The 26,696-nt window shown below is 54.1% G+C and carries 20 protein-coding genes, 1 tRNA gene and 2 pseudogenes; 6 read left to right on the forward strand and 17 right to left on the reverse strand.

The annotated features are described in order from the left end of the window. Positions 1-39: 39 nt before the first annotated feature. From QZ487_RS01965 to QZ487_RS01975, 3 genes are all read right to left on the reverse strand, one after another. Positions 40-1,242 (reverse strand): MFS transporter, encoded by a 1,203-nt coding sequence (locus QZ487_RS01965; RefSeq protein WP_285976099.1) that lies wholly within the window; start codon positions 1,240-1,242, stop codon positions 40-42. Next, on the reverse strand, positions 1,232-2,293 hold the full coding sequence (locus tag QZ487_RS01970; RefSeq protein WP_296023077.1) for a LacI family DNA-binding transcriptional regulator: 1,062 nt from the start codon (positions 2,291-2,293) through the stop codon (positions 1,232-1,234). The genes QZ487_RS01965 and QZ487_RS01970 overlap by 11 nt, the downstream gene beginning before the upstream one ends. A 255-nt stretch (positions 2,294-2,548) precedes the next feature. Further along, positions 2,549-5,785, reverse strand: a complete 3,237-nt coding sequence (locus tag QZ487_RS01975) for a TonB-dependent receptor (protein ID WP_296023079.1) — start codon at positions 5,783-5,785, stop codon at positions 2,549-2,551. Positions 5,786-6,074: 289 nt separating this feature from the next. Here QZ487_RS01975 and QZ487_RS01980 point away from each other — a divergent pair, with 289 nt between their 5' ends. Further along, entirely contained in the window at positions 6,075-7,595 is a 1,521-nt protein-coding gene (locus tag QZ487_RS01980) for a tryptophan halogenase family protein (RefSeq protein WP_285976102.1), read from the forward strand. A 567-nt stretch (positions 7,596-8,162) separates the two neighbouring features. Here the strand turns inward: QZ487_RS01980 and QZ487_RS01985 are convergent. Both QZ487_RS01985 and QZ487_RS01990 read right to left on the reverse strand, forming a co-directional pair. Then, entirely contained in the window at positions 8,163-9,590 is a 1,428-nt protein-coding gene (locus tag QZ487_RS01985; RefSeq protein WP_296023081.1) for a DUF1501 domain-containing protein, read from the reverse strand. 9 nt (positions 9,591-9,599) lie between these two features. After that, positions 9,600-11,456, reverse strand: a complete 1,857-nt coding sequence (locus QZ487_RS01990; RefSeq protein ID WP_285976104.1) for a DUF1800 family protein — start codon at positions 11,454-11,456, stop codon at positions 9,600-9,602. 491 nt (positions 11,457-11,947) lie between these two features. Here QZ487_RS01990 and QZ487_RS01995 point away from each other — a divergent pair, with 491 nt between their 5' ends. After that, positions 11,948-12,169: a hypothetical protein gene (locus tag QZ487_RS01995; protein WP_296023082.1), complete on the forward strand. Its 222-nt coding sequence runs from the start codon at positions 11,948-11,950 to the stop codon at positions 12,167-12,169. Positions 12,170-12,172: 3 nt separating this feature from the next. Continuing rightward, positions 12,173-12,706 (forward strand): hypothetical protein, encoded by a 534-nt coding sequence (locus QZ487_RS02000; RefSeq protein ID WP_296023084.1) that lies wholly within the window; start codon positions 12,173-12,175, stop codon positions 12,704-12,706. Positions 12,707-12,850: 144 nt separating this feature from the next. Here QZ487_RS02000 and QZ487_RS02005 read toward each other — a convergent pair whose 3' ends face one another. The 6 genes and pseudogenes from QZ487_RS02005 to QZ487_RS11450 form a co-directional block, all read right to left on the reverse strand. Continuing rightward, positions 12,851-13,048, reverse strand: coding sequence for a hypothetical protein (locus QZ487_RS02005; RefSeq protein ID WP_296023085.1), 198 nt, complete (start codon positions 13,046-13,048; stop codon positions 12,851-12,853). Positions 13,049-13,227: 179 nt separating this feature from the next. Next, positions 13,228-13,647, reverse strand: coding sequence for a hypothetical protein (locus QZ487_RS02010; protein ID WP_296023086.1), 420 nt, complete (start codon positions 13,645-13,647; stop codon positions 13,228-13,230). Between the two features lie 762 nt (positions 13,648-14,409). Further along, positions 14,410-15,786, reverse strand: a complete 1,377-nt coding sequence (locus tag QZ487_RS02015) for an aldehyde dehydrogenase family protein (protein WP_296023088.1) — start codon at positions 15,784-15,786, stop codon at positions 14,410-14,412. Between the two features lie 29 nt (positions 15,787-15,815). After that, positions 15,816-17,474, reverse strand: a complete 1,659-nt coding sequence (locus QZ487_RS02020; protein ID WP_296023089.1) for an acetolactate synthase large subunit — start codon at positions 17,472-17,474, stop codon at positions 15,816-15,818. Between the two features lie 199 nt (positions 17,475-17,673). Further along, positions 17,674-17,829, reverse strand: a pseudogene (locus QZ487_RS02025) (D-2-hydroxyacid dehydrogenase); the annotation flags it as partial. A gap of 865 nt (positions 17,830-18,694) precedes the next feature. Then, positions 18,695-18,892, reverse strand: coding sequence for a TonB family protein (locus tag QZ487_RS11450; protein ID WP_367114426.1), 198 nt, complete (start codon positions 18,890-18,892; stop codon positions 18,695-18,697). 36 nt (positions 18,893-18,928) lie between these two features. Between QZ487_RS11450 and QZ487_RS02030 the strand changes: the two are divergent. Continuing rightward, a pseudogene (locus QZ487_RS02030) lies at positions 18,929-19,327 on the forward strand (tyrosine-type recombinase/integrase); the annotation flags it as partial. Between the two features lie 181 nt (positions 19,328-19,508). Here the strand turns inward: QZ487_RS02030 and QZ487_RS02035 are convergent. Genes QZ487_RS02035 through QZ487_RS02055 form a run of 5 tightly spaced genes read right to left on the reverse strand, consistent with a single transcriptional unit; the run spans position 19,509 to position 24,938 of the window. After that, positions 19,509-21,473 (reverse strand): FAD-dependent oxidoreductase, encoded by a 1,965-nt coding sequence (locus tag QZ487_RS02035; protein WP_296023090.1) that lies wholly within the window; start codon positions 21,471-21,473, stop codon positions 19,509-19,511. After that, complete coding sequence (locus QZ487_RS02040) at positions 21,474-21,953, reverse strand: nuclear transport factor 2 family protein (protein ID WP_296023091.1); 480 nt, start codon at positions 21,951-21,953, stop codon at positions 21,474-21,476. A gap of 2 nt (positions 21,954-21,955) precedes the next feature. Then, positions 21,956-22,960 carry an NADP-dependent oxidoreductase gene (locus QZ487_RS02045; RefSeq protein ID WP_296023093.1) on the reverse strand — a complete coding sequence of 335 codons (1,005 nt, stop codon included), beginning with the start codon at positions 22,958-22,960 and terminating at the stop codon, positions 21,956-21,958. Then, positions 22,957-23,709: an SDR family NAD(P)-dependent oxidoreductase gene (locus tag QZ487_RS02050; protein WP_296023094.1), complete on the reverse strand. Its 753-nt coding sequence runs from the start codon at positions 23,707-23,709 to the stop codon at positions 22,957-22,959. Before QZ487_RS02050 ends, QZ487_RS02045 begins: the two co-directional genes overlap by 4 nt. 23 nt (positions 23,710-23,732) lie before the next feature. Beyond that, complete coding sequence (locus QZ487_RS02055) at positions 23,733-24,938, reverse strand: cytochrome P450 (protein ID WP_296023095.1); 1,206 nt, start codon at positions 24,936-24,938, stop codon at positions 23,733-23,735. Between the two features lie 80 nt (positions 24,939-25,018). Between QZ487_RS02055 and QZ487_RS02060 the strand changes: the two genes are divergently transcribed. Then, positions 25,019-25,630: a TetR/AcrR family transcriptional regulator gene (locus QZ487_RS02060; RefSeq protein ID WP_296023096.1), complete on the forward strand. Its 612-nt coding sequence runs from the start codon at positions 25,019-25,021 to the stop codon at positions 25,628-25,630. Positions 25,631-26,057: 427 nt separating this feature from the next. Here QZ487_RS02060 and QZ487_RS02065 read toward each other — a convergent pair. Further along, positions 26,058-26,134: transfer RNA gene (locus QZ487_RS02065), tRNA-Arg, on the reverse strand. A 160-nt stretch (positions 26,135-26,294) separates the two neighbouring features. On the opposite strand from QZ487_RS02065, the gene QZ487_RS02070 reads away from it, so the two are divergent. Then, complete coding sequence (locus tag QZ487_RS02070) at positions 26,295-26,648, forward strand: hypothetical protein (RefSeq protein WP_296023097.1); 354 nt, start codon at positions 26,295-26,297, stop codon at positions 26,646-26,648. Positions 26,649-26,696 lie beyond the last annotated feature (48 nt).

The raw sequence follows: 26,696 nt of genomic DNA on the forward strand, positions 1-26,696 counted from the left end.
CTCAGAGGAGTGACATGTCCGACATCAAAAATCAAGCGCCTATCGGCGGTAACTCATCTGCGCAAGCAAGATAGCGGCGAGCGCAACCAAACCGGCCAGAACCAGGAACAGTCCGCTAAAACCAAATTTGGGGACCATCGCAAGGGTCATCCAAGGAATGATCAGTGATGGGACGGTGTTGGTGAGGTTGAAAAAGCCCATATCCCGGCCGCGATTTTGTGGCCTAGGCAGCACACGCAAGGCCTGCCCATTATGGAGCGACAGAAATGTCATCGAAGCCAATCCAAAGAAGGTATAGCCAGCAATCGCGGTCTGAACATTTTGCGCAAGCGACATAGTTATCAGGCCGAGTGCCGAAAGGCTGGCGCAGAGCGCCAACGGTAACATCGGCCGCCGTGCTTTGTCAGACCATCTTCCAGCAAATAACGCGATAGGCACAGCCACACATAGAACTAAGCTGAAAAGGTTTGCGACGCTGTTCTCGCCAATATCGGGTGAAAGTGTGCGGAGCCAGAATAACAGAAATGCGAACAATGCGGCTTCGGCAATTTGAACCAACAAGCGGGCACTCCACATTCGCACGATTGCGGGGCGTGACTTGAAGCTGCCAAGTTCGCTCGGGACCGGCCCTTCTACAGGCCGCATCAATTCTTCCATTTGTCGACCGCCGCCCAGAACCAGCGCCGGCGCAACCAGCAAGGCGACCAGGCCGGACACCAACCATAGTCGCTCTGCGCCGACCGCCAAACCGGGGAATGTCACCAAAGTGCCCGCCAGAGCGCCCAATGCGGGTGCCAAGGCAAACAAGCCGCCAAGCAGCCCTTTTTGCCTATCGGGCACACAATCGCCCGCCCATGCTATAAGCGGTGCCAGCATCATATTGAGAGCCAGCTGCCACGCGATTACCAGCACAATCAATCCGCTGACGCTGCGCGCCTCACCCATCACGATGAGAAGGAGGCACGAGAGCACCAGCCCCAGTGCGATCCAACTTCGCCGCCCGCCCCATCTGTCGCTCACCCAGCCGAAGCCGATGTTCGCCAGGCTAGCGAAAATCGCTCCGGCAAAAGTGATGTAAGATAGCGCTTCGATATTTTCAGATGCTGCCAGCTCATTGACCTTGAGCGGCAGCAGTACGGTTAGAAACGGGACGTATGCGACCGCGCCCCCAGCAGCGGCGAAGGCGAGCGCGACCAGAAACCAGAGCGGCTGTCGTTCCTCGCCTGATTCTTCAGAGATCATTGGCGCCGCGCGCCGGGCCGATCGAACCACGCATTTCCAATTTGCCTTCGATGTTGATCGGCTTGTTCGGCAACGGCACTTTGGCCGCATTAATCAGCAGCTCAACCGCACGCGAGATTGTTTGTGCAATTGGTTGGTCAACCGCGGTGAGCGGCGGGTTAGTGAAGCGAACAATGGGCGTGTTGTCGAAACTGATCACAGAAAGATCTTCCGGCACGGAGAGATTCATCTCCCGAGCCACCTCCAGTGTAGCCAGCGCCATCTGATCGCTAGAAGCGATGATTGCACTTGGCTGGTTAGGCAGCGACAGCAGCTTGTGCGCAGCTGCTTCTCCTGATTCATAACCGAAATCGCCTTGCTCACAGAGGCCTTCGGTCTGCAATCCGGCATTTGCCATAGCCGCTTGCCATCCGGCCACACGCCACCCGCTGAGGCTATATTCGCTCGAGCCTGCAATAAATCCGATCCGGCGATGGCCCAGCTCTATCAGTTTGTCGGTCGCCAGCCTGGCAGAACGTTCGTCATCCATTGTGAGGCAAATGCCCGGCCCTGGATCGCGTGATCCGATGCGTGCGAAGGGAATGTTATGCTGAGCCAACAAACCTGTGATAAGCGAATTTTCGGAATGGGGTGGTGTCAAGATCACGCCATCCGGTTGGAGAGCAGCGATCGCACCGCTCAGTTCGCGCTCAACGTGATCACTGCGCGTGTCCACTAGCTCAACCATCATTCGATAGCCGTGCTCCCCACATGTTAACATGCCGCCAAGGAGCATCTGATCAACCCAGTCTGTCCCCTGTCGCGATCGCCAGTCTTCAATCGTACGCTCACGGTCATTAAGTGCCAGGATTAGATATGAGCGCGAGCCGCTCATTTGCTGAGCTGCGATTGAGGGAACATATCCAAGTTTGTCTATTGACGCTTGGACCTTTTCTTTCATTTCTGGGCGTACGTTCGGCTGTTTGTTAATAACACGGCTTACGGTTTGCAGAGAAACTCCTGCGTCGTCCGCTACGTGACGAATTGTTACCGCTTGCCGCCGACGTCCCATCTTAATTCAGGTTCCGTATTTTGATAAAATTTCAATCAGTATCAAGAGCTCGGTCACTGACATTTTGATCTCGCCACGTCCATTTGGTTTTTATTTTTTAGGAGTAGCTGATGCCGAGAGCTAATCCAGCAGAAAGCGTAAGTTAGCTTCAATTCGTGGCGCCTGATCAAATGGAGGCCCTGGCCTACTGGCACAAAGGGCCCCTGCGCACGGAAAGCGCAGAGGCCCAATTGCAGCAGATCCCCAAGACTCTGACTAAAAGTCGAATCGCGCCATGAAGCTGAAGCGACGATCATTTCTGAACGCAGATCGAGTGATGCGATCACCCTCAAAGTTCACCACCTGCGATGTTTGAGTTACCTCGTCGAGTAGGTTCACTCCTTGAATACCGATTTTGATTTCATCGGTAACTGCATAGAAAATTGACGCATCAAGCTGCCCTGTCGATTCCTGCCAGATTGGCGAATAGGGCCATATGTCATCACGAGCGGTGATTAGGAAATCGTCTCTCCAGTTATAGGCTGCTCGCATTGCAAGTGGGCCTTTTTCATAAAAGACGGTTGCGTTGATGGTGTGCTCTGAAATGCCCGCCAAAGGCTGGAGAGCGGAGAAAATACCGTTGCTGCCGTTGATATCAGAGTTACCAAATGCTCCGCCATCCACATAGGTATAGGTAAACTGCGTACCAAGGCCGCTTAGAAGGCCAGGCAGAAAGTCATAAGTTTGCTGATAGGTGAGTTCGAAACCTTTCAGCGTTCCACTCGTGTTATCGTCAGGACCATTAACCTCAACCGGCGCTGTGATGCCAGTTGGGCTTGTATATTCAACGAGTTCGACGCCTGAATTTACAATTCCAGAGATATCTTTGACAAAAACGTTGCCCGTGAGCGACCCAACGTCAGCAAAGTACCATTCCAAGGAGAGATCGTAGTTCCAAGAGTCGATCGGGCGGAGGTTTCTATTTCCCGTAAAGAGCTGGAATAATGGCCCTGATCCGAGAGTGCCGCCCGCCAGCAGATCGGCTGTATTATCACCGATCGTGCCTCCAGCGCGATAAAGTGTGAGGTCTGGCCTAGAGATTCCCTTCGATACAGCCGCACGAAGAAGTAAGCCGTCACCGAAATCAAACTTCACGTTGAAACTTGGCAGTAAGTGATCGTACTTAATGTCCCGGTTGTCGACTAGAATTTCACCGGTGTGAGCGGCGACGAATTCCTGCTGACGAGCCGTGGACAAGTCACAGTAGCCCCGTACAACACCAGGCTGACCGGGCCCGACACATGCGGCCTGTAGTTCTGCGAGGGTCAGGACGCCATCTTGGTTGCCCTGCGGCCCCTGATCAATAAAATCAGGGCTCGGAAATGCGAGAAGTCCCTCTGTCTTTACAGTCGTGTGAATGTAGCGAAGGCCAAAGTTGCCCTCCATGATTGTGCCGCCGGGAAACTCGGTGCCAAAATCTACGCGGCCGTAGAGAGCCTTTGTTTCTTCGCCCACTGCATTGATTTCTGCGGGACAGAAGGGAGCGCACGCAACCGGGTCTGTTTGACCCAAGACTTGAGCTGTACGTCCGTTAACCCCGAAGAAAGGGTTTGGAGTTTGTGAGAAAGCGTTGATTTCAGCAGCTGCTTGCTCAGATATACCCGATAGATATTCACCAAGCAAATCATCGCTACCACCGAAGAAGTAGGCCGCGCCATCAGGGATTGGCTGGCCAACATTCCCACGCATGAAGCCATTTCCAAATATATCACGTTGGCGTGAATATTGCGGGAATTCGTCCGTAAATGCGCCACCGCCAGTCGCTTGGTCTTGACCCGGCAGGCCTGTGTAAAGACGCCCAGGTGTGAACCCAGCCCAATCTGGAACAAATGGGCCGTCGCCCGTGTAGCAACCTGGCTGCCCGCCCCATGGTGCGCAGCCCGCACGGCCCGCCCAAGGCGCCGACAAGTTGCCCCAAGTGCTAAAAGCAGTGTCGCGCGTTGTGCGATCACGATCCGACCAACGAGCACCGAAACGGGCCGACTTGAAGAAGCCATCGTCGCTGATGTCGTATTCGACATCAAAACGGGCGCTATCAAGCTCGCCATCGTTCTGCTCAGCACTATCGAGCAAGAACCAATAGTAGGTGTTCAAATCATAATAATTTGAAGGAGCGATTTCACCAGCGCGGGTGCCAGTCGCAGCACCGCCTGGAGCTAAGAATTGTACGCTCGGTACCTTGCCCGTAAGGTCGAGTGCCAAATCTGACCATGTGTTCATTGCCCCAATTACAGCATCGAGGCGCTTGTCAGATTTAATGTGCTGGTATTCAAAATTAAAGCGAAGACGGTCGGTCGCCGCGAAATCGATATCGATCGAAAAATCTTCCGTATCTGCTTCGGTATTGCGCTGAAAATTGAGCGTCTCTTGACGGAGACCGCCATATAAGCTCGCATAGCCACCAAAATTACTGAGAGTTAGAACGCCACTTTCAAAGACGCCATTCTCATCGAATGTCCAAGTAGACCCAGCCGCCGGCTCTGGGGTTTCCCCATCATTGTTCACCTGGGCGAGTAGAGCATATTCATCAGTGAAAAACTCTGTATCTGCTCGCAGATACTCGGCTGTAATCAATAGCCGCTCATCACTACTTTCGAACTGTGCGACAGCAGAAAACGCCTGACGCTCTCTATCGAGTGTAGTGGATCGGACTCCGGCGCCCTTTGGAATTAGGAGTGCGCCCTCGGGAGGAAAATTATCGGCGCTGAAGTTCGGCTCTCCATCAAAGCCGCCATCGATAACCGTCAGTGCGCGTAGGCACGCATCGTTTCCTGTTGTCCCCAACCGATAGCACGGATCCGTCACCTGAGACGCATCGGTTCGGCTTTTCAATTCGGAGTACGCATAGCCAAGCTGCAGACCGAATGTACCCGCACCAGTAACCCAAGAGTTGGAAATGAGGCCTGAAAACTCGGGCGTCCACTCCTCGCGAAGATCGCCATAGGTAGTGCCGACAGTGCCCGCTACTTTCAGGCCAACAGAATCGAGAGGTTTCCGCGTCACTAGGTTAACTGTACCAGCGACGCCGCCGTCAACCATGTCCGCGGTTACGTTCTTGAAAACCTCAACGCGACCGAGAAGCTCTGGCGATACATCGTTGAAACTGAGTACGCGCCCGCCAGTTGCTGAAAAAATATCTCTACCATTCAGCTCAGAACGCACGAAAGGCAGGCCGCGTACGATAACCCCAGTCCCCTCTACCGAAAACCGGTCGGGATCAGAAGGCTTCTCAAAACGCCCGATATTGACGCCAGGGACACGCTGAAGAGCCTCTGAAACGGATCGATCCGGCAGGGCACCGATATCCTCGGCAGTAATTGCATCGACAAATGTGTCCGCATCCCGCTTAATATTCTGCGCACTTTCTAGTGCTGCGCGAAAGCCAGTAACGACAATGGCGTTATCGGCTTCGACCACAGCCTCTTCATCATCCGATTCCACATCTTGCGCCATGGCGGGAGCCGCTATCATCGCTGATAGGGCGATGCTCGAAGCGGTGCTTAGAGCGAAAAAGCGCCTCGAAGAGACAGCGCGGACCTTTTTTTGTTGAGACAAGATTAATCTCCCCCGAAATTTATAAAATATACCCCATTTAACATCGAGCTTTTTAAACGAGTATGTGAGCGTTCACAAGGATTAAATGAACGTTCACATTTTACTCTTCCACTCATTGCCAAACCATGGCATTCTTGCAACAGCTGCTATAAGGCGGATGGCGCTAAATAAGGGAATTTAAAGCAGAATGAACTATGGCAATCCCATAAAGCACATCGTAATTGTTGGCGGCGGAACCGCTGGCTGGATGGCAGCGGCAGTCCTTTCCCGACTAAAAAAGGGGCGCACGCTGGACATTACGCTAATCGAATCGGAAGAGATAGGCACGGTCGGTGTGGGCGAAGCGACGATCCCTCCATTTGTTGAATTCAATCAGCTCTTGGAAATAGATGAGCGCGAGCTGCTTTCCGAAGTCCAAGGCAGCTTCAAGCTTGGCATTCAGTTCCAGAACTGGGGCCAATTAGGTGATAGTTATATACACCCGTTTGGCGCATATGGATATCACATGGGTGGAATTTCTTTTCATCAGATCTGGCGGCGAATGCAGCAGGCTGGCGATAAACGACCAATCCAAGCCTTCAACCTTGAGACCATGGCGGCATACTTTGGAAAGTTTGCCCGCACAGAAGATTATGCGCAAGAAGATTTACCTCCGGTCAATTATGCCTACCATTTAGATGCAGGCCGCTATGCTGCATTTTTGCGTAAATATGCCGAAGCTCGCGGGGTGATCCGACAGGAGGGCCGGATCAGTCATACAACACTTGCGGATGAAACCGGCTTCGTCGCTTCATTAAAACTAGAAAGCGGCAAGGCAATCTCGGGAGACCTCTTTGTCGACTGCTCTGGTTTTCGAGGCCTGCTGATAGAGCAGGCACTTGGCACAGGGTACGAAGACTGGACGCACTGGTTGCCCTGCAATCGCGCAGTCGCCTTGCCATGCGATCGTGATGACGGCAGTCCGCCACCGCCCTTCACGAAGGCCACCGCGCATTCAGCAGGATGGCAATGGCAAGTACCCCTGCAGCACCGCAACGGTAACGGGCACGTTTATTGCGACGCATATATGTCAGCCGACGAAGCACACGAAATCTTGGTCGACAATATTGCAGGAAAGCCAACCGCGGAACCGAACCATTTGCGCTTCGTGACCGGTCGCAGAAAGAAATTTTGGAACAAGAATGTGGTGGCACTAGGTTTGTCGGCAGGTTTTATGGAGCCGCTCGAATCAACCTCAATCCACTTGGTGAATACAGGCGTCAATAAACTTGTCGCACTGCTTACATTAGAGGGGATAAATCCTGCCCAAGTTGAGGCCTTCAATCGTCTGACCGCTAAGGAATACGCTCGGATCCGCGATTTTCTAATTCTGCATTACAACGCAACGGAGCGAACCGACTCAGACTTTTGGAATTATTGCCGAACAATGAGCGTTCCAGACACTCTCACCGAGAAAGTCGAGCTGTTCAAAACGAACGGACAAATATTCCGCGAGGAAGACGAACTGTTCACCGAAACAAGCTGGGCCGCTGTTATGATGGGGCAGCGAATTGTGATGGGCGGCCACAATCCGGTTGCAGACACTTTCGATCTGCCTGCAACCAAAAGCGAGATGGATGAGATGGAGAAATCAATCCGTTTCGTGGTTCAGCACATGCCGGGACATGAAGACTATCTGAAGCGCTACTGCCCGGCTCCCGCGATCTAGCCGCTGGCGCATGCAACAGTAGTTCCACCTACAAGCATCTTCAAAACATTGCGTTGGCAAACCTCACATTTAGCAACCCCAGTTTGCTCCCGGATGGCAAAAGTAATCACAAACCTTATGCCAGGCCCGCCGCTCGACGGCTAGAGGTGAGAAAATGCTGGCCGCCGGACTGGGGTGGCTAGACGCTCTGGCATTCAAGCAGCAACCAAATGCCAAAGGGGCCAGTCAAATTGGGAGGCCCTGTTCTCAAGGCAGAGGGGGCGACCAGCCGGGCAGGCGATAGCCTTTTATTTTTCGGCCAAAGTCTTGGGCGAGGCGCTACCACCATTTCTGATTTCTCTTGGTATAGCAAAGCTCTGGAGTGCAATTCAGCAATCTCCGGTTTCGCTCAGAAACGAATGCCTCCGATGACTTGGTCTATAGATCGTTTTCTTGGTACTGTTGGCGTTTAGCCTCTATGGAGCGGTGGTGCTGAGCGAGCCACAACCGACGCGGAATCGACCGTGGTTGACAGTGGATAGTCGGCCAGCGTTCCACCCTCCACGAATGGCCGTCGCCCAGAAAAAATTAAATGGCGCCCTCTTTCATAAAGCCGAGATCTGAAGAAGCAAAACGACCGATGTTGGGAGCTACTGATGTCATTTCGGATGACGAAACTCCAAACCAACGGGCAAGAGTGGCGGAGTACTGGTCTACTGATATGTCTGGTAGTAACCTTCCCTGACCCACCTGGTCATCGGTGTCGACCGAAATATGCGGCGCGCGCCCATAAAATCGTCCTCCATCAACATCGCCGCCCAAGATGAAATGATGGCTACCCCAACCGTGGTCTGAGCCATCGCCGTTAGAGGCAAGAGTTCGACCGAAATCGGAAGCTGTGAAAGTCGTTACTTTATCTGAGATCCCAATTTCCACCGTTGAGCGATAGAAGGCGTCCAATGCCTCATCAACTTGTTCGAGAAGTCCTTCGTGCTGCCCTATCAATCCGTCATGAGTGTCATAACCACCCATACCAACCATGAAGACCTGCCGCGTAACACCCAGCCGATTTCGTGCAGCTATAAGCCTTGCTACGACTTGCAGTTGTGCGGCCAGGAAATTGCCTTCGGGAAATTCAGTTCTTAAATTTGAGTTGTTCAGTGCGTTGTTTACGAAGTTGCCGTATTCAATAGAGCGAGCATTTACATGGGCGTAGTCAGCCTTGAAAAAATGTCCTGCTCCTGACCGCAATATCGTTTCGAGTGCTTGAACAGAGCTTTGAGGTAAAAACCCCGGATTGCCGCTAATCGGCTGAAAGAGAGTCGCTCCGTGAGGTGCGACTTGGTAGGGAACGGCATCTTGGCCACTTAAGAAAACTGAATTGCCAAAAGCATTGATCGCAGTGAACATCGAATTGGTGTTCGAAGAAAGTGCCAGATCGCTTATTCGCCCCCCCCAGCCGGTCGGAGCGCCCTCAGTTTGAGAGCTTTGCCAGACAGACTGCTGATCATTGTGCGAGAAGAGCTTAGGGGGCAATGGCACTGTCTCATTTTCGAACTGGGATAGGGTCGTTGGAGCAATTAATGGCCCCACATTGAGCAACGGTGCCAGTCTGCCCTCATCAAATCTCTGTTTGAGGCGGGGCATGGTTGGCGCCAAGGCCAAGGCTTGGTCGTCAGTTAGAACCTGGTCATCGCGGGGATTAAGCACAGTCTGCGCGAGAGAGGCACGGGGTAATGCTATACCTCCACCGCCTTCGCCATCACCACCTCGGATGGCAGAGTACCGAGCGTAATTTGTGGCATCAAAAGGGATTAATGTATTGCTATGGTCGTTGCCGCCATAAAGAAACAGGCAGACTAAAGCCTTGTAATCTCCGCTCGTTGAAAAGGCAGCAGCCTCTCCGATACTCGCCAAACCCAACGCATACGATGAGGCGGCGCCCATAACGGCTAATTGGCTCGAGCGACGAATAAAGGCACGCCGTGACAAATCTATGCTCTTACCGATGAACATTAGGCGCTCCTATCTCTGAACCAAGTAATCACTGGAAGTCATGATCAGCAATACCGCCGTTCTGACCTTAGTAATCCGCTGGTTCTGGCTACTTGTTGCTGAAATGGGCTGATCATCCAAGGCGCTAAGTATGGTGGCCCGAACGTCATCGGTCAGCTGGTTGGCCGTTAGCAACAATTCTAAGTGTGCCAGTAAACTGGCACTATCTTCTGCGAGAGCCATCTCAGTTGAGTAATCCAACTCCACGTCCTCGAAGGGCCAAAATTCTGCCTGAACTGCCGCATGCATGAAGTTAACATAGCCAGCCACCGAGGTTTCATTAACCAGCTGGAATTCAGGGGCGAGTAAATCTTGGTCGGCCGACTGCGAGCCAGCCCTAAAATATCCAGGGCGGAAAAAATTAAAAACTGAGGGCGCTCGCAGCGGCGACTGGGCTAACGCCCAAGATGGGTTTGATGCATCACCCAAGTCCCAATCTCCGCTAACCGACCGCATATTAAATGTACGGCCAAGCTGAACAAAACGAAGCATCGGTTCCCTCAACTTGCCAAAAGTAGGGTCCTCTAAGCTCTGAGATGATAGGGCCTCTTCATCTAGCAAAATTGCTTTGAAAACAGCCCGTAAATCACCCCTCACTCCTTCACCATTATTTTCAAAGACTTCAGCAACCCGCTGAACATAAGAAGGAGAGGGATTACTGGTGACTAAACGCTGGATCATTTGCTTACCAAAGAATGGCCCAACATTAGGGTGTGCAACCAGATGATCGAGGGCCATTGCCAGGCTATCTGCTGCATTAGTGCCCGCCGGAATTGTTAGACCCAAGAAACTCTTTTCTGTCTCAGAATGGAAAGCATCCCCAGTCGGATTCCAAGGCCAAGGCTTCCAACGCCAACGGGTCACATCCGAAGTCATGGGATTGCGGACCCAGTCCGGATCAGCAAGTTCAAAGTTTCCTTGGACTGTAGTGGTGCCGATATTAGTGAAATCGAACTCATAGCCAGTAAATACCTTAGCGATGCCGGTGACATCATCATTGGTGTAGGTTTCGATAGGCTCACCGCCAGAAAGTTTCAAAGAACCATCTATATTGAGCTCAAATAGACCTATAGACATGAGCTGCATAATCTCACGGCCATAGTTTTCATCGGGAACCCGGCCGCTATTGGGATCTGCCTTTTGGTTCCCCCTAGTGTTTAGGAAAACGCCCATGGCGGGGTTAAGGGTAATCTCCTCAATCAGCTCGCGGAAACTGCCAAAGGCGTTGCGATTGAGGATGTCCCAATATTCACCAATCGCGGGTCCGGGCCACTCAACCGCTAAATTGTTGATTGAGACAACGAAAAATTCTGAAAGGGCCAACGCCACCCTTTTGCGAACGCTACTCCCACCAGATAGGAGTTGAGACCAAATCATCTGATCGGCAATGCGATCGCTGTTAAAGTAGTCGTTTTCATCGACCCGATCGAAGCCACGATCCGCAAAAAAAGACTTTGCTGTCTGGCTGTTGGCCTGATCCATCTGACCGTCAAGCCAGGGCTCATAACCATCCCGTTTCAATTGCTCAATCGCACGCTGAGATGCTGCAAAGGAGGCTTGCAAAAGGAAACGTGCCGCTTCTGCATCGGAAGTAGGGGCCCTAACCTCAACGACCGGACCGGCACCAGGACCAGCGACCGCACTAGTAGAACTATCTCCGCCCCCGCAGGCAGCCGTGGCCAAGGCGAGAGCGCTCACCCCCGCAAAGTTGGTGAATTTAGTCTCTTCTATAGCGGGTTGAAGCAACGCCTCTGGATCATCGACTGGCTGACACAAAGGCTCCACCAAATCGGTATTTCTGATTGCGAGGTCTAGATCGGAGGCCACATTTTCATCCTTATAAATGCCAAACTTAAGCTAACCCGAAAAGTGAAACAGCACAAATCCCGACACATCAGAAATTATATCAAAATGGGAAGGGAGGGCCTGTCGATGATCCCGCTCAGGCTGTTGTGAGTCTGTTTCAACGCCGGTATCGAGATCTAGGCCTAATCGGTTGCTCATCGCTTCAGGCCGCCCAGCGGTACATCGAAGGCGGCAGCTAAGCGAGAAAGCGAGTTGTTGAGTTGGTTTGATTATTTCATGTTTCAAATTGTATTTACGGTCGTGCTCCAAAGGCTTGGTATCTGGAGCGACCCGAGGGGTTTTGTTTCACGCCAATCTCTTAGCGCACTGCCCAGCGCCTCTTGGCGCTTAGTATTTTGTTGCTAGATAAACGGCATGGAGGTATCCACAGAGTGATGCTTCGCTTAATCAATTTCATAACAAGCCTTAGACGTTTGCCGCCCTTGTCCGAGATATCCGGGGATGAAGAGCGCATGCTTTTTGAACTGCGGGCATTGTGGGAGGAGAAAGGCAGCTTGTCTGTAGCCGACGTCTATGATTTGGGCAGCAATCAATCTGCATCGACCTCATATCGCCAGCTTATTGCTTTGGGAGATAAGGGTCTTCTCGATGTGTCTGTTGCTGAAGGGGACAAGCGCCGACGTGACGTGAGCTTCACGAAGGTGTCGGAATCTCTTTTCGCAGCGATGCGTTGATTTATGGAAAAGTCTCTGCCGCACACTGCTTTAACCGGCGCAGCCCTCGTATTTCTCTACGTTGCTCTTTACGATCTGTCGGACTGGATCGTCGGCACCGAAGCATTCAGAGGCACGGCGGGCATAATTTTCTTGCCGGCGTTTATCCGATTACTGGGATTCTTGCTACTTGGATATTGGGTGATCCCCGCTTTGTTTGTGGCGGGCCTTTTTTGCGTTGATCTTGGGTTGGGTCTAGGCGGCAAAGTTGTAGTTTCTGCCTTCATTGCTGTTGGCGGTCCGCTGGGGGCCTTTATCGCCGCAAAACTGTCTGGTCTGCAGCCGTCTCTCTCCAATTTGACGCCTATGCGCCTTCTTTTGCTTTCTGCGTTCTGTTCAGCGGGCAATGCCGTCTTCTATCATCTGGGGCTTAATTATGCCGGAGTGGGTGGGCATTCGGACATCTTCATGCATCTGGTTGTTTTTGCTGGCGATATGGTCGGTACTTGGGCCGCCATTTATTTCATCAAGCTGTCACTAGAAATGTTTCTAAAGTAGCGTTCCAACTATTAAGGGCAAGGCCCTTGTAAAACTGCGCGCGATTGAGGCACTATCATTTGCATACGGGCTAATGCCAAAAGGAACTTCGCGCTGGCGGGGAAGGTCGCCGAAAAATCACTTTGAAACAAAGTCTAAGTGATTTCAGTAAGCGCAGATACGAATTTCTTCTCCTACCCAGCACGCCCGTTCATCAGCATCGCGCTCAACCGGCTCTACCGGTTCCTGTGTCCGTCCAGTCGGCGTCAACCAGCCGACACGCGCTCTACCAACCGCAAAAACGTCTACCACGATGTAAGGCGGGATCTCATAGTTGTCATAAGAATCGCTCGGCAGCGACAACTCGAAAGATCCACCTTCCCAGGACTCGAATTCGCAGGGACCTTGATATGAGGCGCCGAACCATGAAATGCTGCATTGAGCAGGCTTCGCTTGGGCCACAGCAGGGAATAATGAACTAGCCAGCGCGGCCATAATGATAGTAAAATTACGAACCACTTTTGGAATCCTCTAAAAATGAATTAACAGATTTCGATAAGGCCTGGGGGCGTCTTCTGGCACCAATCCATAAACCAAAGATCGGTGGCACCAACTCCCGCTTGGATAACTTGCCAGGAGCCCTGCGACCTTCGCAAGATCGCCTCAACATGGCAGCAATCAAACATTTCAATGGCCTCTTCACCTTCTCTTTGAACAAAGGGGGTCGAGTTGGGATCAATAGGACGTCCACCTGGACGTTGTGAATTTAAAGCTACGAAAGCCCAGTCTCCAGACACGTTAAATTCGGCAACCACAAATTCGACTGGCACGCCGAGATCTCTCTCGGCAATTGGCCTCACAGCATCTAAAATTGCTCTCCGCTCAGGATTACCTCTCTGGGGTGTGTACACCCCTGCCGGAGCTTGGGCCTGCGTGGCGGAAGTCGTTACTGTCATTGCCATTACGAATGATAGCACTAGACAAAAAGTGACAATAAATTTGATCCTAGAATTTTGTCCAAATTTGGTCACATTCCCACCCTACTATACTTGACAGAATAGTTCCTGCGTACAAAATAATCCGTTCTGGTCAAGATAGCTGCTAGACTGTGCTTGTGGATCGAAGCCAAAGACTTGCTCGCCGCTGCGAGATGATGATTTGATGATTACTAAAAATTTCTGAGAGTGTGGGGATTTCATAAGATGCAGAAAACAACTATTACGGCCATTCTATTCTTCCTAGTATTGGGTGTATCGTCACCCGCCCGAGCAGATATTTCGAAATCAATGTGTCAAGCGTATATGCCAGTGATTGAACAGGCTATTTCATTCAGAAACTCTGGGATCCCGCTTGAAAATGCAACAGACATGGCTGACTCAGCATTCGATACGAACCGGAGCCTATATCGCTTTTTAGTCAGCGCCATCCGCAGCGCGTATCGGGACCCCAAAAGCGCCCTAGAACAATTAAGATCTGGTCGAACTCAACAGCTCTGTGAACAAGCGGTAAGGGGATACTAGGGTTCACACCTTAGTACACTAGGCGGTGCTGTCAAAGCAAACGCACCTGATTGAAAACTAAGCTGGAGGGGGAGGGGCGAGTTCCGTCAATCGGAGACGAGTTCCTGCTAGACTGACAGCACCGTCGCAGAAGGTGCCTAATGCACGGATGGTGGTAACGGCAGTGCTGCTGTTGCTGGAGGAGAGCTAACGATCGCCGCGCCATTACCCCTTGATGACGATCATCTTCTCAATCGTCATTTCATGGCAAGTGTAGGGAATGCCGCCGGTTCCGTGCCCCGAAGTCTTAAGCCCGGTAAATGGCATCCAGTCGGTGCGGAAGGCGGTGTGGTCGTTTACCATGACAGCTGAGGCGTTGATGTTGCGATAGGTATGCATCGCGGCGTTCAGATCATTGGTGAAGACCGCCGCCTGAAACGATACGTCAAGCGAATTGGCACGAGCTATCGCATCATCAACATCATCATAGGAATAGACGCACACCACCGGTCCGAACACCTCTTTGCGCGAAATGGTGGCGTCAGCTGGCGGGTTCAGCAGCACTGTGGGCGCGTAAGTCGTCTCAGAGAGCCTTTCCCCACCGCACAGCACGGTTGCGCCGCCATCGCGCGCTTCTTCTACCCATTGAGCCACCCGGTCGACTTCAGCCGGCCGGATCAGCGGGCCGCATTCGACGTCTTCTTCAATCGCATTGCCGACTTTAAGGGCCTTGGCCGCATCGGCAAGCTTGCCCGCCAGTTCATCAACTATCGAGGAGTGCGCGAAAACTCTCTGAACCGACACACACACCTGGCCGGAATGATAAAATCCGCCTTTGGCCAGACTGGGTACAGCCGCTTCGAGATCGGCGGTTTGATCGACGATTACCGGAGCCACTCCGCCATGCTCCAAGGCGCAGCGCGTGCCGGGCGAAAGCTTGGACCGCAGCGACCACCCCACCCCGGCGGAACCAATAAAGGTGAAGAAAGCGACCCGCGGATCAGTCACCATCTTCTCAGACGCGTCGCGCGACGGAGCAACCGCCTTGGCCCATTCTTTCGGCAAGCCGGCCTCATGCAGAATGTCGATGAATTCAAAGCATGACAGCGGCGTATCGCTCGCCGGTTTGACAATCACCGGGCATCCTACGGCGACTGCTGGCGCAACCTGATGCACGATCAGGTTAAGCGGGTGGTTGAAGGCTGAGACCGCCACAACCGGTCCAATCGGCTCACGCGTGGTCCAGGCCAGCCGTCCGTCCCCTGCCGATGTCAGCCCCATGGGGATCTCAGTGCCTTTGAGCCCGCCGATCTCGTGGATGCACAGTTCCATCCCGTTGATCGCACGATCGGCTTCGACCCGCGCATCGATCAACGGTTTACCGCCTTCATTGGCAATCTGGAAGGCGAGGTGATCGCGCCGTTCCTTCATGATCTCCATTGCCCGGTGAAGGATTGCAGCGCGTTCATGCGCCTTCATCCAGGCCGAACGGTCCTCGGAAAGCTCATGCGCACGCGTCAGGAACGCATCGATCTCGTCCCATTCCGCGGTGGGCACGCTGCCGATTTCCGAAAGGTCGAACGGATTGACCACTGTCTTCATCGTCATTGTCCTTACCAGCTCAGCTACGATCAGAGTTCAGCGCTGAGCTTTTTGATGTCGATGTTCAGGATCTGGTCGTTCTCGCTGTAATCAACCGGGCAATCGATCAGGTGAACGCCCGGCGTGTCACGGCAGTGCGCGAGCAGCTCAGTCAGGTGTTCAGAGGATTCAACCCGGTGCCCGTGCGCGCCATAGCTTTCGGCGTATTTCACATAGTCCGGGTTGCCATAGGTCAGGCCAAAGTCCGCAAAGCCCATATTGGCCTGCTTCCAGCGGATCATGCCGTACGCATCATCGCGCAAGATCAGCACGGTGAGATTGAGGCCGAGGCGCACCGCGGTTTCCATCTCCTGGCTGTTCATCATGAACCCGCCATCGCCGCAGATCGCCATCACCTTGCGGTCAGGATATAGCATCGCGCTCATCATCGCCGATGGCAGCCCTGCACCCATCGTGGCGAGCGCATTGTCGAGCAGCACGGTGTTGGGCAGATAAGCGGTGTAGCCCCGCGCGAACCAGATCTTGTAAACCCCGTTATCCAGACAGATGATGCCATCGCGTGGCATGCATTCGCGCACTTGCTTCACCAGATGCGGCGGGAAGATCGGGAAACGTGCATCGTCTGCCAGCTTGCCCGTGTGTTCCAGTTCGGCCTGGTGATAGGCAAGGATATGGTCAAAGTTCCAGTCGCGGTTGGGCGAGAGGTCTTCCTTGATCTGCCAGATCGCATTGCCGATATCGCCGATCACTTCAATCTGCGGGAAATAGACCGGATCAACCTCAGCAGTCTTGGTAGAGACATGGATAACCGTGACGCCGTTATCCTGCATGAAGAAGGGCGGCTTTTCGATCACGTCATGACCCACATTGATAATGCAGTCGGACGCCTCAACCGCGCGGTGGACAAAGTCACCAGCGGACAGCGCCGCACAGCCTACGAACTTGGGGTGACGTTCATCGATAACGCCCTTGCCCATCTGCGTGGTGAGGAACGGGATACCGGTCTTTTCGACCAGTTGTTCAAGCATGCGACCAGCCATCTTGCGGTTTGCGCCCGCGCCGATGACGATGATCGGGCTCTTGGCTTTTTCGATTGCTTCGACCGCAGCGCGCACAGCTTTCGGCTCTGCCGACGGACGGCGTGCGACGCTTTTGGGTAGAGGCTTCCAATCGGTGGTCGGCTCTTCGGCGATATCTTCGGGCAATTCGATCAACGTTGCGCCGGGCTTCTCTTCCTCGGCCAGCCGATAGGCTTCGCGTACGCGGCTGGGGATGTTGTCACCCGCTGCAATCTGGATCGAATACTTCGTCACCGGCTCCATCAACGACACGATATCGACGATCTGAAAGCGGCCCTGCTTCGATTTCTTGATCGGTTTCTGGCCCGTGATCATCAGCATCGGCATTCCGCCAAGCTGTGCATAGGCTGCGGATGTAACGAAATTGGTCGCGCCCGGCCCAAGCGTTGCGACGCACACGCCAGTCTTGCCGGTATGGCGGCCATAGGTTGCCGCCATGAATCCCGCACCTTGTTCATGGCGGGTGAGGATCAGCTTGATCTTGTCCGACTTGCCAAGCGAATCGAGGAAATCCAGGTTTTCCTCTCCCGGTACGCCAAAGATGTACTCGCAGCCTTCAGCCTCAAGGCACTCGATAAAAACGTCCGACGCTTTTTTGGTATCGCTCACGTGAATTTCCCCCCTTGTTTGCACCCACCATGCAAGCCCGCCCCCAAGGGCGGTTGGCGCGGGTCTGTAGATGAACCGCTATTCGCAACTTCGCCGACAGACGTTACAGCCCCATTGCTTGAGCAGCGATGCCAGCCTTGCGGATGCGAGTATTGCAGGAATCCGTCAGAATCCAAGCGCGGAGCGCAATAGATCGAAATCAATAGCCCAGTTTCGGGTCGAAGATCGGAGCAACCGGCTCTCCGGCGCGATATCTGGCGAGATTTTCAAGGAACCGCGTCGCACTGCGGATGAACATCTTGTATTGTGCGCGGCCCGAAAGGTGCATGGTGATATGCGCGTTGTCGAGCGCCCAGCTCTCCTTGCTTTAGGCCGCCCGCTCCCGCCACACTTGCAAGCGTCGCTGATGGAAACCATCCGACCCAGCGTCATGCCGGCGCTGCGCGCATAGAATTCCGCCCAAAACACTATTTCATCTGAAAAACATAAACTTACTTCCCGAAATCGCGGGGTAGGGTGTGCTCGCCAGATTTCGAATTGCGCGTAGTTTGCCAATTGTCTGCAGATCCTTCGGTTGCGCCAATCTGGAAAACCTCAATGGTGAGGGAGCCGCGCGGCGATTGAGCGCGCAAATGTCCGTCTTGCGCCCCAATCCAAGACATAACCTTCCGAGATCTTAGGTCCCGAAAGCTGACATTCGACCCTAGAAGTTATAGCGGACGCTTACTCGCAGCTGGCGAGGCTCCACGGGGTGGATGTGCAAGTCCTCCATTCCTGCTGCCTCACCTGCAAGACGGGATTCGTAGAAATAAGTGATGTCGGCGTCTTTGGTGTCAAACACATTGAACAACTCCGCGCCCAAGGTCAGGGGGCCGATGTCCCAGTATCCGCCGAGGTTCACCAAAGTTGTTGCATTCGACGTGACCGATCCATCCTCGATCAGCGGAGCGCTGCAAGGCCAAATGCAAAGCGAGGGGTGGCCGATGCCGCAACCCAGCAGCCTACGGCATGACCGTGTGCAGGTACCACGGGGCTAGAAAGCCAGAGACGATCAGGAAGTGTGCAAGCCATCCGCAGTATAGACATGGACAAGAAACGCTCGAGGCCAAGGCTGAGCGGCACGCGATGTCTGTATTCTTCCATGAGGTGGAGGACCTGATGTTCGCACTGAATATGGTAGCGCCGGGATCCCCACGGACGAGGGGAAGAAAACCCAGAGTTTAATCTAAATTAAAGCTTATCTGACTGGAATAAGTGCCAGCTACTGGTTGACCTACAGAATCCTCAGCCGGGTAGAGTTCAGCTCGTCTCTTAAGCGCCTCACAAGTAGCTTCATCTAAAACATCACTTCCACTACTCGATGTTACGCGGCACCTAAATACCCGTCCTTGGCGGTCTATATCGAGTTGGAAGCCCACCGTACCTTCTGCACCGGCTCTACGAGCAGTCCTTGGATAGTCACGCGAGCGACAATCACGCAACGCAAAACAGGTCGCCCCGTTCAGTTTGAGATTGCAGCAGACGCGCGTGCAAGTCTTCTCGCCTGGCTGGAACTCAGAGGTGGTGACGTCGAGGACTTCGTTTTCCCAAGCCGTGTTGATCGCCATCGTCACTTGAGCACACGACAATACGCTCGGCTTGTTGATGAGTGGGTCGCGGCAATCGGTCTGCGACCGGAAGAATATGGGACACATTCGCTTCGACGGACGAAGGCCTCGATCATCTACAAAGCCACAGGCAACATCCGGGCAATCCAGATCCTACTTGGTCATACCAAGATCGAGAACACGGTGCGGTACCTCGGTGTGGACATAGAAGATGCTCTCACTCTTGCCGAGAAGACGGAGATCTGACTGCTGTGGGGCGCCAGCCACGAGATGGCCGGCGTCCGCTAGTGGGAATGAATACAGAAGTCGGCGATGTCTTTTTTCGCGCGGCAGACCTTCATCAATGATGTTGGATGCTGAAGGACGGACAACAGACTGACAGCTCAATTTTCGCATCTCGTTTGATGGGAGTTCCGTTGAGGGAAGACTACAGAGATCTCGCCGCGGTATGCCCTTCGAAGATCGCCTTTTGCAGATTACGCGGAGAGTTCGCATCCCCCACGATCGCAAGATGACCAACCTTACCGTTGAGCTCGTTGTAGAGCTCACGCAGCGGCTCGTTTGGAGTAACAAGTACGACCGTCTCACCAGCAATGGTCTGGTCCGGCCCAGCATAAGTTGGGCTGACCGTGACAGTGTCCTGATCGATCGACCGGATGCGATAGCGTGTCAGGTCAGAGAACTTGCCCTCGGCCGCAACAATCCTTTCAAGAGCGGGTTCCACCATCAGAGCGTTCTCGACCTTGAAGGCGGGCTGCTTGAAGGGGGTGACGAACGTCACATCGGCCCCGTCCTCGACAAGTTGCTCGGCAATACCAATTGCTTCGTAATGGCCATTGTCATCAAGCACCACTGCGCTTGTACCCCGCCAATTTCGGTTCTCGGCAAGGAAATCCTGGCTGGAAAGGACATGAGGCGCGTCGATGCCCGAGATCGGCTCGCCCGGATTGGAATTCTGAATTCCGTCCATTCGCGGCATTGAGCCCGTTGCGACGATCACCGCGTCCGGCTGCTCTGCCATCACGTCCTCCGCATCAACATAGGTTGAAAGCCGCACGTCTACACCGAGCCGGTAGATCTCTTGCTCTAACCAAGTCGCGATATCGGCAATCCCATAGCGCTTGGGCAATTTCGCCGCGAGATTGAGCGCACCACCGAGGTCTGGAGCTGCCTCAAACAAAACAACGGAATGTCCGCGCAAAGCTGCGACCCGAGCGGCTTCCATTCCAGCGAGACCGCCGCCGACCACAACCACCTTCCGAGCGGTATGGGCGGTACCAATCTGGTCCTGATCGAGATGCAGCTCGTTTCCGGTTTCGACGTTGACTGCGCACCCAAGCCGCTGATTGTCGAATAGGCCACCGACACAGCCCTGATTGCAAGCGATGCAGGGACGGATTTGCTCGATCTTGCCTGCTTTGGTCTTCCTGACGATGTCTGGGTCAGCAATATGCGCTCGGGTCATCCCGATCAGATCCGCTTCTCCATTTCGGATCGATTGGTCGACCTCCTCCAGAGTGCGGAACCGACCCGTGATGATGGTTGGGACCTTCACCCTTTCGGTAATCGGAACCGCAGTTGGTACTTCGTAGCCGACGGGTTCGTGCATCCCACCGATCATCTTGGGGAAGGAATTGTAGTTCCCGAGGCTAACATTGACGAAATCGACCAGACCCTGCGCTTCGAGTGCCTCCACGACTTTGATGTTGTCCTCGACTCCAACCCCACCCACCGTGAGATCGGGGGCCAAGCGAACACCCACTGCGAAGTCCTTGCTCGTTGCGTCTTGCGAAGCCTGCATGACTTCGATCAGGAATCTCATGCGGTTTTCAAAGCTGCCGCCGTATTCGTCTTCGCGCTTGTTGGTGTTGGGCGAGAGGAACTGTTGGATCAAATAGCCGTGTGCGCCGTGGATCTCGGCGCCATGCAGCCCAGCTTTTTCGCACCGCGCACAGGCTGCGGCATAGGCCTCAATGATCTCATCAATCATACCCTTGCTCATCGGCACTGGTACGTCAGCGCCGAGCGGATTGGGCACGGTGGAGGGCCCCCAGGGCGGACTGCCATCGAGCGTCCGGCCGTTGTGTCCCGCATGCCAGACCTGTTGGAAGACCGCCATTCCGTGCGGCTCAACCGCCTCCATTAGCTTGGCGTATCCTTCGTCGAGCGTCGGATCGATCATGTTGAGCGGCGCAAGGCTTGTTGCATGCACGCCGAGGATTTCCAGGATCGTCAGACCGCAGCCGCCTCGGGCACGGCGCTCGTGATAAGCGATCAGCTCATCATTCATAACTCCGCCGCCAATGCTGGTTGCATGCGCAGTTCGAACGACACGATTGGGAACAGTGCATCCCGCAATTTTGATCGGCTCGAAGACTTCTTTTAGGGCCATTTATCGTATCCATCCGTGCGAAAGGTCGTCCGAGCGGCGCGCGCCCCTCGGGTAGGCTGACAAATCCATACTCATGGTTGCAGGACTGTCGGAATCGATGATCACTTGGCGTTGATCGATCTTCCAATCACCATTCCGAAGCGCGAAACGATCAAGATAGCGGCCCGTGACAAACGCTCGGCCACCTTCATCCTGAGCATGAAATGCTATGAAGTAGCTTTCGACATGGGCCACATCGCCATCGCGATCGATCAGGATATTGGTGACGTGGTGGCCACTCGATTCCGGCGCAATGTCCATCAGCGGGACCAGATACTCCGCGAACTCCCGCCCGGTGCCTTTGAACGCGCCGTGGTTTTCGTCGGCATCATCGTGATAGGCGCTGGCGATCATATCGATATCGCCGCGATCGACCCCACGACAATAACGATAGATCGACCGACGTATCGATGACTCGGCAATCAAGTCGTCGAGCTCCATTGTCAAAGCCGAACCAGCATTTTGCCCGTGTTGGCGCCTGAAAGCATGTCGACGAAGCCTTGCGGCATCGCTTCGAGACCATCGATCACGGTTTCTTCGTAGATCAGCTTCCCAGTCGCCTCGAGCTCTGCATATTCGGCGATAATCTGCGGCGCCATCTCGTAATAGAACCCGGCGTTGAAGCCCGTGACGCTCACGTGCTTCTCGATAATGGCGAACAGATTGCGCGGGCCAGCGCGATAATTGTCCCCGTCATAAAGTGCGATAGCCCCACATAGTGCAGCTCGGCCTTTAGGCTTCATCGCATCAATCGCGATCTCGAACTGATCTCCGCCGACATTGTCGAAGAACAACTCGATCCCATCAGGCGCGACTTCAGCGAGACGCTCACGGACATCTTGGCTCTTGTAGTTGATGAAATGGTCTGCACCGAGAGTTTCGGTCAACCAATGCCCCTTCGTTTCTGATCCTGCGGAGGCGATGACCGTAGCGCCCGCATGCTTGGCCAGCTGCACAACCAGCGAACCCACGGCTCCTGCTGCTCCATTGACGTACAGAGTTTCGCCCGGCTTGGGCTTGAGCACCCCATTTATTCCACCCCAAGCGGTCACGCCTGTCAGGCCATAGAGTCCCAAGAACCGCTGTATGGGCCCAGCATCAGGGCTAATGGGCTGAACAGCCTCGGCCGGCGCAATGTAGTGATCACGCCAGCCATGTCCCATTGAGACAACCAGTGTCCCGACAGGAAGGCTCTCTGCATTGCTGGCAATTACCTCACCGACAGCGCCGCCCGGCATAGGGGCACCTACTGGGACAGATTCGTGCAGGCCATCCTGAGTGGTCATGAATAACCGCATATAGGGGTCGAGCGACAACCAGAGGTTGCGAACAAGCAGCTCGCCTTCGGAAGGCTCGCCGAGCGCAACCTCTTCAATGCGACAATCCGCAGCAACCGGCGCTCCTTCAGGCCGACGATCCATGACCACTTGGCGAGCAAGCACGCTCATGCGACGCCAGCCTTCTCGCGATTGGCGATGACAATGTGTTGCCCTGCCATGTTGTCATCGCGGACGATGGTAAGAACGGTTTCCGCGATCTCCTCTGGCGTCAGAACTTCGATGTTCTCGAGGATTGGGCCCAGCCAATCAGGCCTGACACCTCCTCCGGTCTTCTCCAAGATCGCGGTTTCGGTTACGCCAGGGCAAATCGAATTGACGCGTACGCCGTACTGTTCAGAGAAAGCCTCACAGCTCGAGCCAAAGTGCACCACGCCGGCTTTGGCGGCCGCATATTGTGCATCGCTTGGCAATGGATTGAGAGCACCTGTTGAGGCAGTGTTAATGATCACGCCACCGCCTCGTTCACGCATGTATCGAATGGCAAGCGCCGAAGACTGGATTACGGCGGTCAGATCAATATCGATGACCAGCTTGATCCGCGCGAGATCACTGTCGGGAAAGGGGGGTGGTCCTGATACAATCCCAGCGTTGTTGAAGACGATGTCAATCTGACCCCACTTCGCATCAACCTCGTCGTAGAGACGCTCAAGCTCGCTCGCCTCGGTAACATCGATCGAAAGAGAGAAGGCCCCAGCCCCTTCCATTTTGACCAGGTCAGCCGTTTCGCCGTTTCCGACCTCATCGATATCGATCAGAGCGACCCCTTTGGCACCTGCAGCAGCCAAAGCCACAGCCGTTGCGCGCCCAATACCTGCTGCCGATCCAGAAACGATCGCAACCTTACCTCGAATATCCATTGTCCTCTCCTTGTCCCTTCGATCTATGTCGCTTTCGGGATTAACTTCACTGGCAGTTTGTAAGGCCCATTGAGTGTTGGATAGGGGTAGGGTGTTTTCTCACCCGCTCGTTCCAAACCATCGAACCGCTTGAGAAATTCCTCGACCACGACCTTTGCTTCAAGCCTCGCAAGCGGGCCACCAATGCAAGTGTGCAATCCATGTCCGAAAGACAGGTGTTTCCTGAGTACCTTGGGCTCGCGTTCGATATTGAACGTAAGCGGGTCCTCGAAAACATCGGGGTCAAGGTTACCAGAAAACCACATCAGTCCGATCTTGGTGTCGCGCTCAAGGTCAAAACCTCCAAGCTCCATCTGATCATTGTTGGTCCGGAAAAGACCGTGGACCGGCGACTCAATCCTCAGCGTTTCTTCGAGTGCTTGATCCAGTAGAGCGGGATTGGCCTTCAACTTTGCCCACTGGTCAGGGTGATCCATCATCAGGTCGAAGAAGCTCCCGATAAAAACCGTGGTCGTTGCTGCGCCCGCGACCAGCAGAAACTGCGCGAAGCTGAGAATATGCATCGTGGGGATACGTTCGCCATCGATCCGGCCCTTCACCAGTAGCGAGACCATGTCATCGCCCAATTCTTCGCCCGCTTCGTCCTGCGCAATCTTGGCTTCGATCCGCGGAAGGAAATAGCCCATGATGAGCTGGATTTTCTCCATCCGCTCAGCTTCCATCGTTTGGGCTTTTTGGAGTGTCGAGCCAGCGAGGACGTCGACCCATCCTCGCAGCATCGGATAGTCTTCGAATGGTAAGTCCAGCAGTTCACAGATGACAAACATCGGCACCTGATCCGCCAGTTCTTCCATCATATCGAGATTGTCGAGCGTTGCCATTTCATCGAGGCGTCCGGCCACAAAGTCACGAATCGGACCATCCATCGCTGCGATAATCTTCGGGTTGAACGCAGGTGCGATGGCCTTCTTCTGCTTGGTATGAAGCGGTGGGTCGGCGGCCACGAGAACCGGCGCGGTATTCTCGTCCGCGTAGTTTGTTCCAGGTCCGGTGCGGACGGAGAACTGCTTGTTATCACGCACGATATCCATGATATCCGCGTGCTTAAAGACGGCATACCAACCCAGATCTGGCTCTTTATGGAAAGGACATTTGTCCTGCATCTCACGATACTTCTCGTGCGGAGCATTCTGGAAATCGTCCTCGTAAAAATCGAAATCGACCGTCACGTCGGTTCTCCTCTCATCCAATGAGCAAGCTGACAGAGAATCAATTTTACAACAAGTTCTATTTTTGATAGGCTAGAGACATGACAGCCCAACCCAAACGGATCGAGTATGCGAGTGAGCGCATGTCGGAACGCCATGAGACGATCCTGGCGACAGCTAGGCAGATGCTTAGTGAGGGCGGCGGAACTATCCGGATGCGCGAGCTGGCTGAGCGAAGCGGTGTTGCCCTGGGGACGCTCTATAATCGGTTCGGAGGGCAGGATGCCTTAGCAGCGGAGGCTGTTGCCGTTGTGTTTCGGGAGCGGTTGGTTGCGTGGGAAGAGACGAAGGGTAAATCCGTGCAGGATCGCCTCCATCATAGGCTTTCTTCAGTGGTAGAAGAGATTCTCCGGCTACCAGCCTTCGCGAAGAGCATGGTCGCGGTGATTTTCCGTCCAACTCCTCAGCGGGTCGACGGAATCGGACAGATACTACTCGATGAACCCCAACGGCAGTTTGCGAAGGCGCTGATTGAGCTCAAAAAGGGTGAGCAGTTAGCACCTGAGACCGACATAGAGCTGCTCGCAGAAGACATCGTATTAGCCCAGTATTCGATCGTGATGCGTTGGGCGCAGGGCGCTGTTGCGGATCATGACCTTCTCATGCGATTGACTCGATCGCTCGATGCCCACCTGGCTAGCGCTATTAAATGATATGCGGGACATCTGCCCCAATCCCGCGGAAACACTTTGCCTCACTCCTTCCTATCAGACATCAGCCTCCTCAGTTCACAGAACCGCAAGGGGGTCGGTGGGATGTCGGTTTCGGAAGCTGAGGAAACCAAACCGGACAGTCCGCAAACGGCCCAGTACTGGTCGTCCACATCGCATACGAGTTCAACCTGCAACTCAAATCCAGCTCATCGAACACGCAAAATAGTAAGTAAGAGGAAGCGTGGGTCCCATTTCTGAGATTCGGGGGGTACCCCCTTGCAATTAATACCCTGTCAGATCTTTAAGGGGGGTGGGGCTATAAAAAGCCACAGGGTGCCCCGGGGGTAAAAGGGGTGAGTTTACACCCCCAATAATTCATGGAAAGTTCATGGATTGAGAGAACTGTTTAGCTAAGTCATTGAAAACATGGCGCACCCGACAGGATTCGAACCTGTGACCTCTGCCTTCGGAGGGCAGCGCTCTATCCAGCTGAGCTACGGGTGCGTGGCGCTGTTCGCGACAGGCTAGCGCGCGCTTAGCAAAGCCACAAAGGCGTCGCCAGCGAAAATCGCCGCTAATCTTCAACCCCACAAGTCTGGGCTCAGGAGGTTAACGTTAGTGATTTGGCAAGGACCCGCTCTTAGCCTCGCGAATCATGGGGCTGATGACAACCACAAACCCAGAAGCACTTGGCAGTCCGGGCATTGAAGCCCGTTGGACTGCTATCAATGAGGCAGGTCAAGAGATCGGCCGGTTTGCAACGCTTGCCCCGGAAAAGCTTGATGGCAGTTTAATGGAGTTTCCGAACGCGATCGAGACAGCCGGGGGCACACGTCTCTTGCTGGCGCGCGAAACGATCGGCGACATTGATGCGATGCTGCAACCCGGCCTTGCCGCATTGCGCGCAATTGCAGCTCGCGGGCAGGACACAACTGCGCCCGCCATCGCCTTGTGGCGCGAGTTCCATGCTTCTCGCAATGCGTTGCTTGCGCTGGTGGGCAACACACAAACAGCATAGGTTGCTGTTCCAGCGTAACACCAACACGCGAATGCCCGCTTGACCTTG

Origin of the sequence: uncultured Altererythrobacter sp. (assembly GCF_913057185.1) — a bacterium.
Classification (GTDB): Bacteria; Pseudomonadota; Alphaproteobacteria; order Sphingomonadales; family Sphingomonadaceae; genus Erythrobacter; species Erythrobacter rubellus.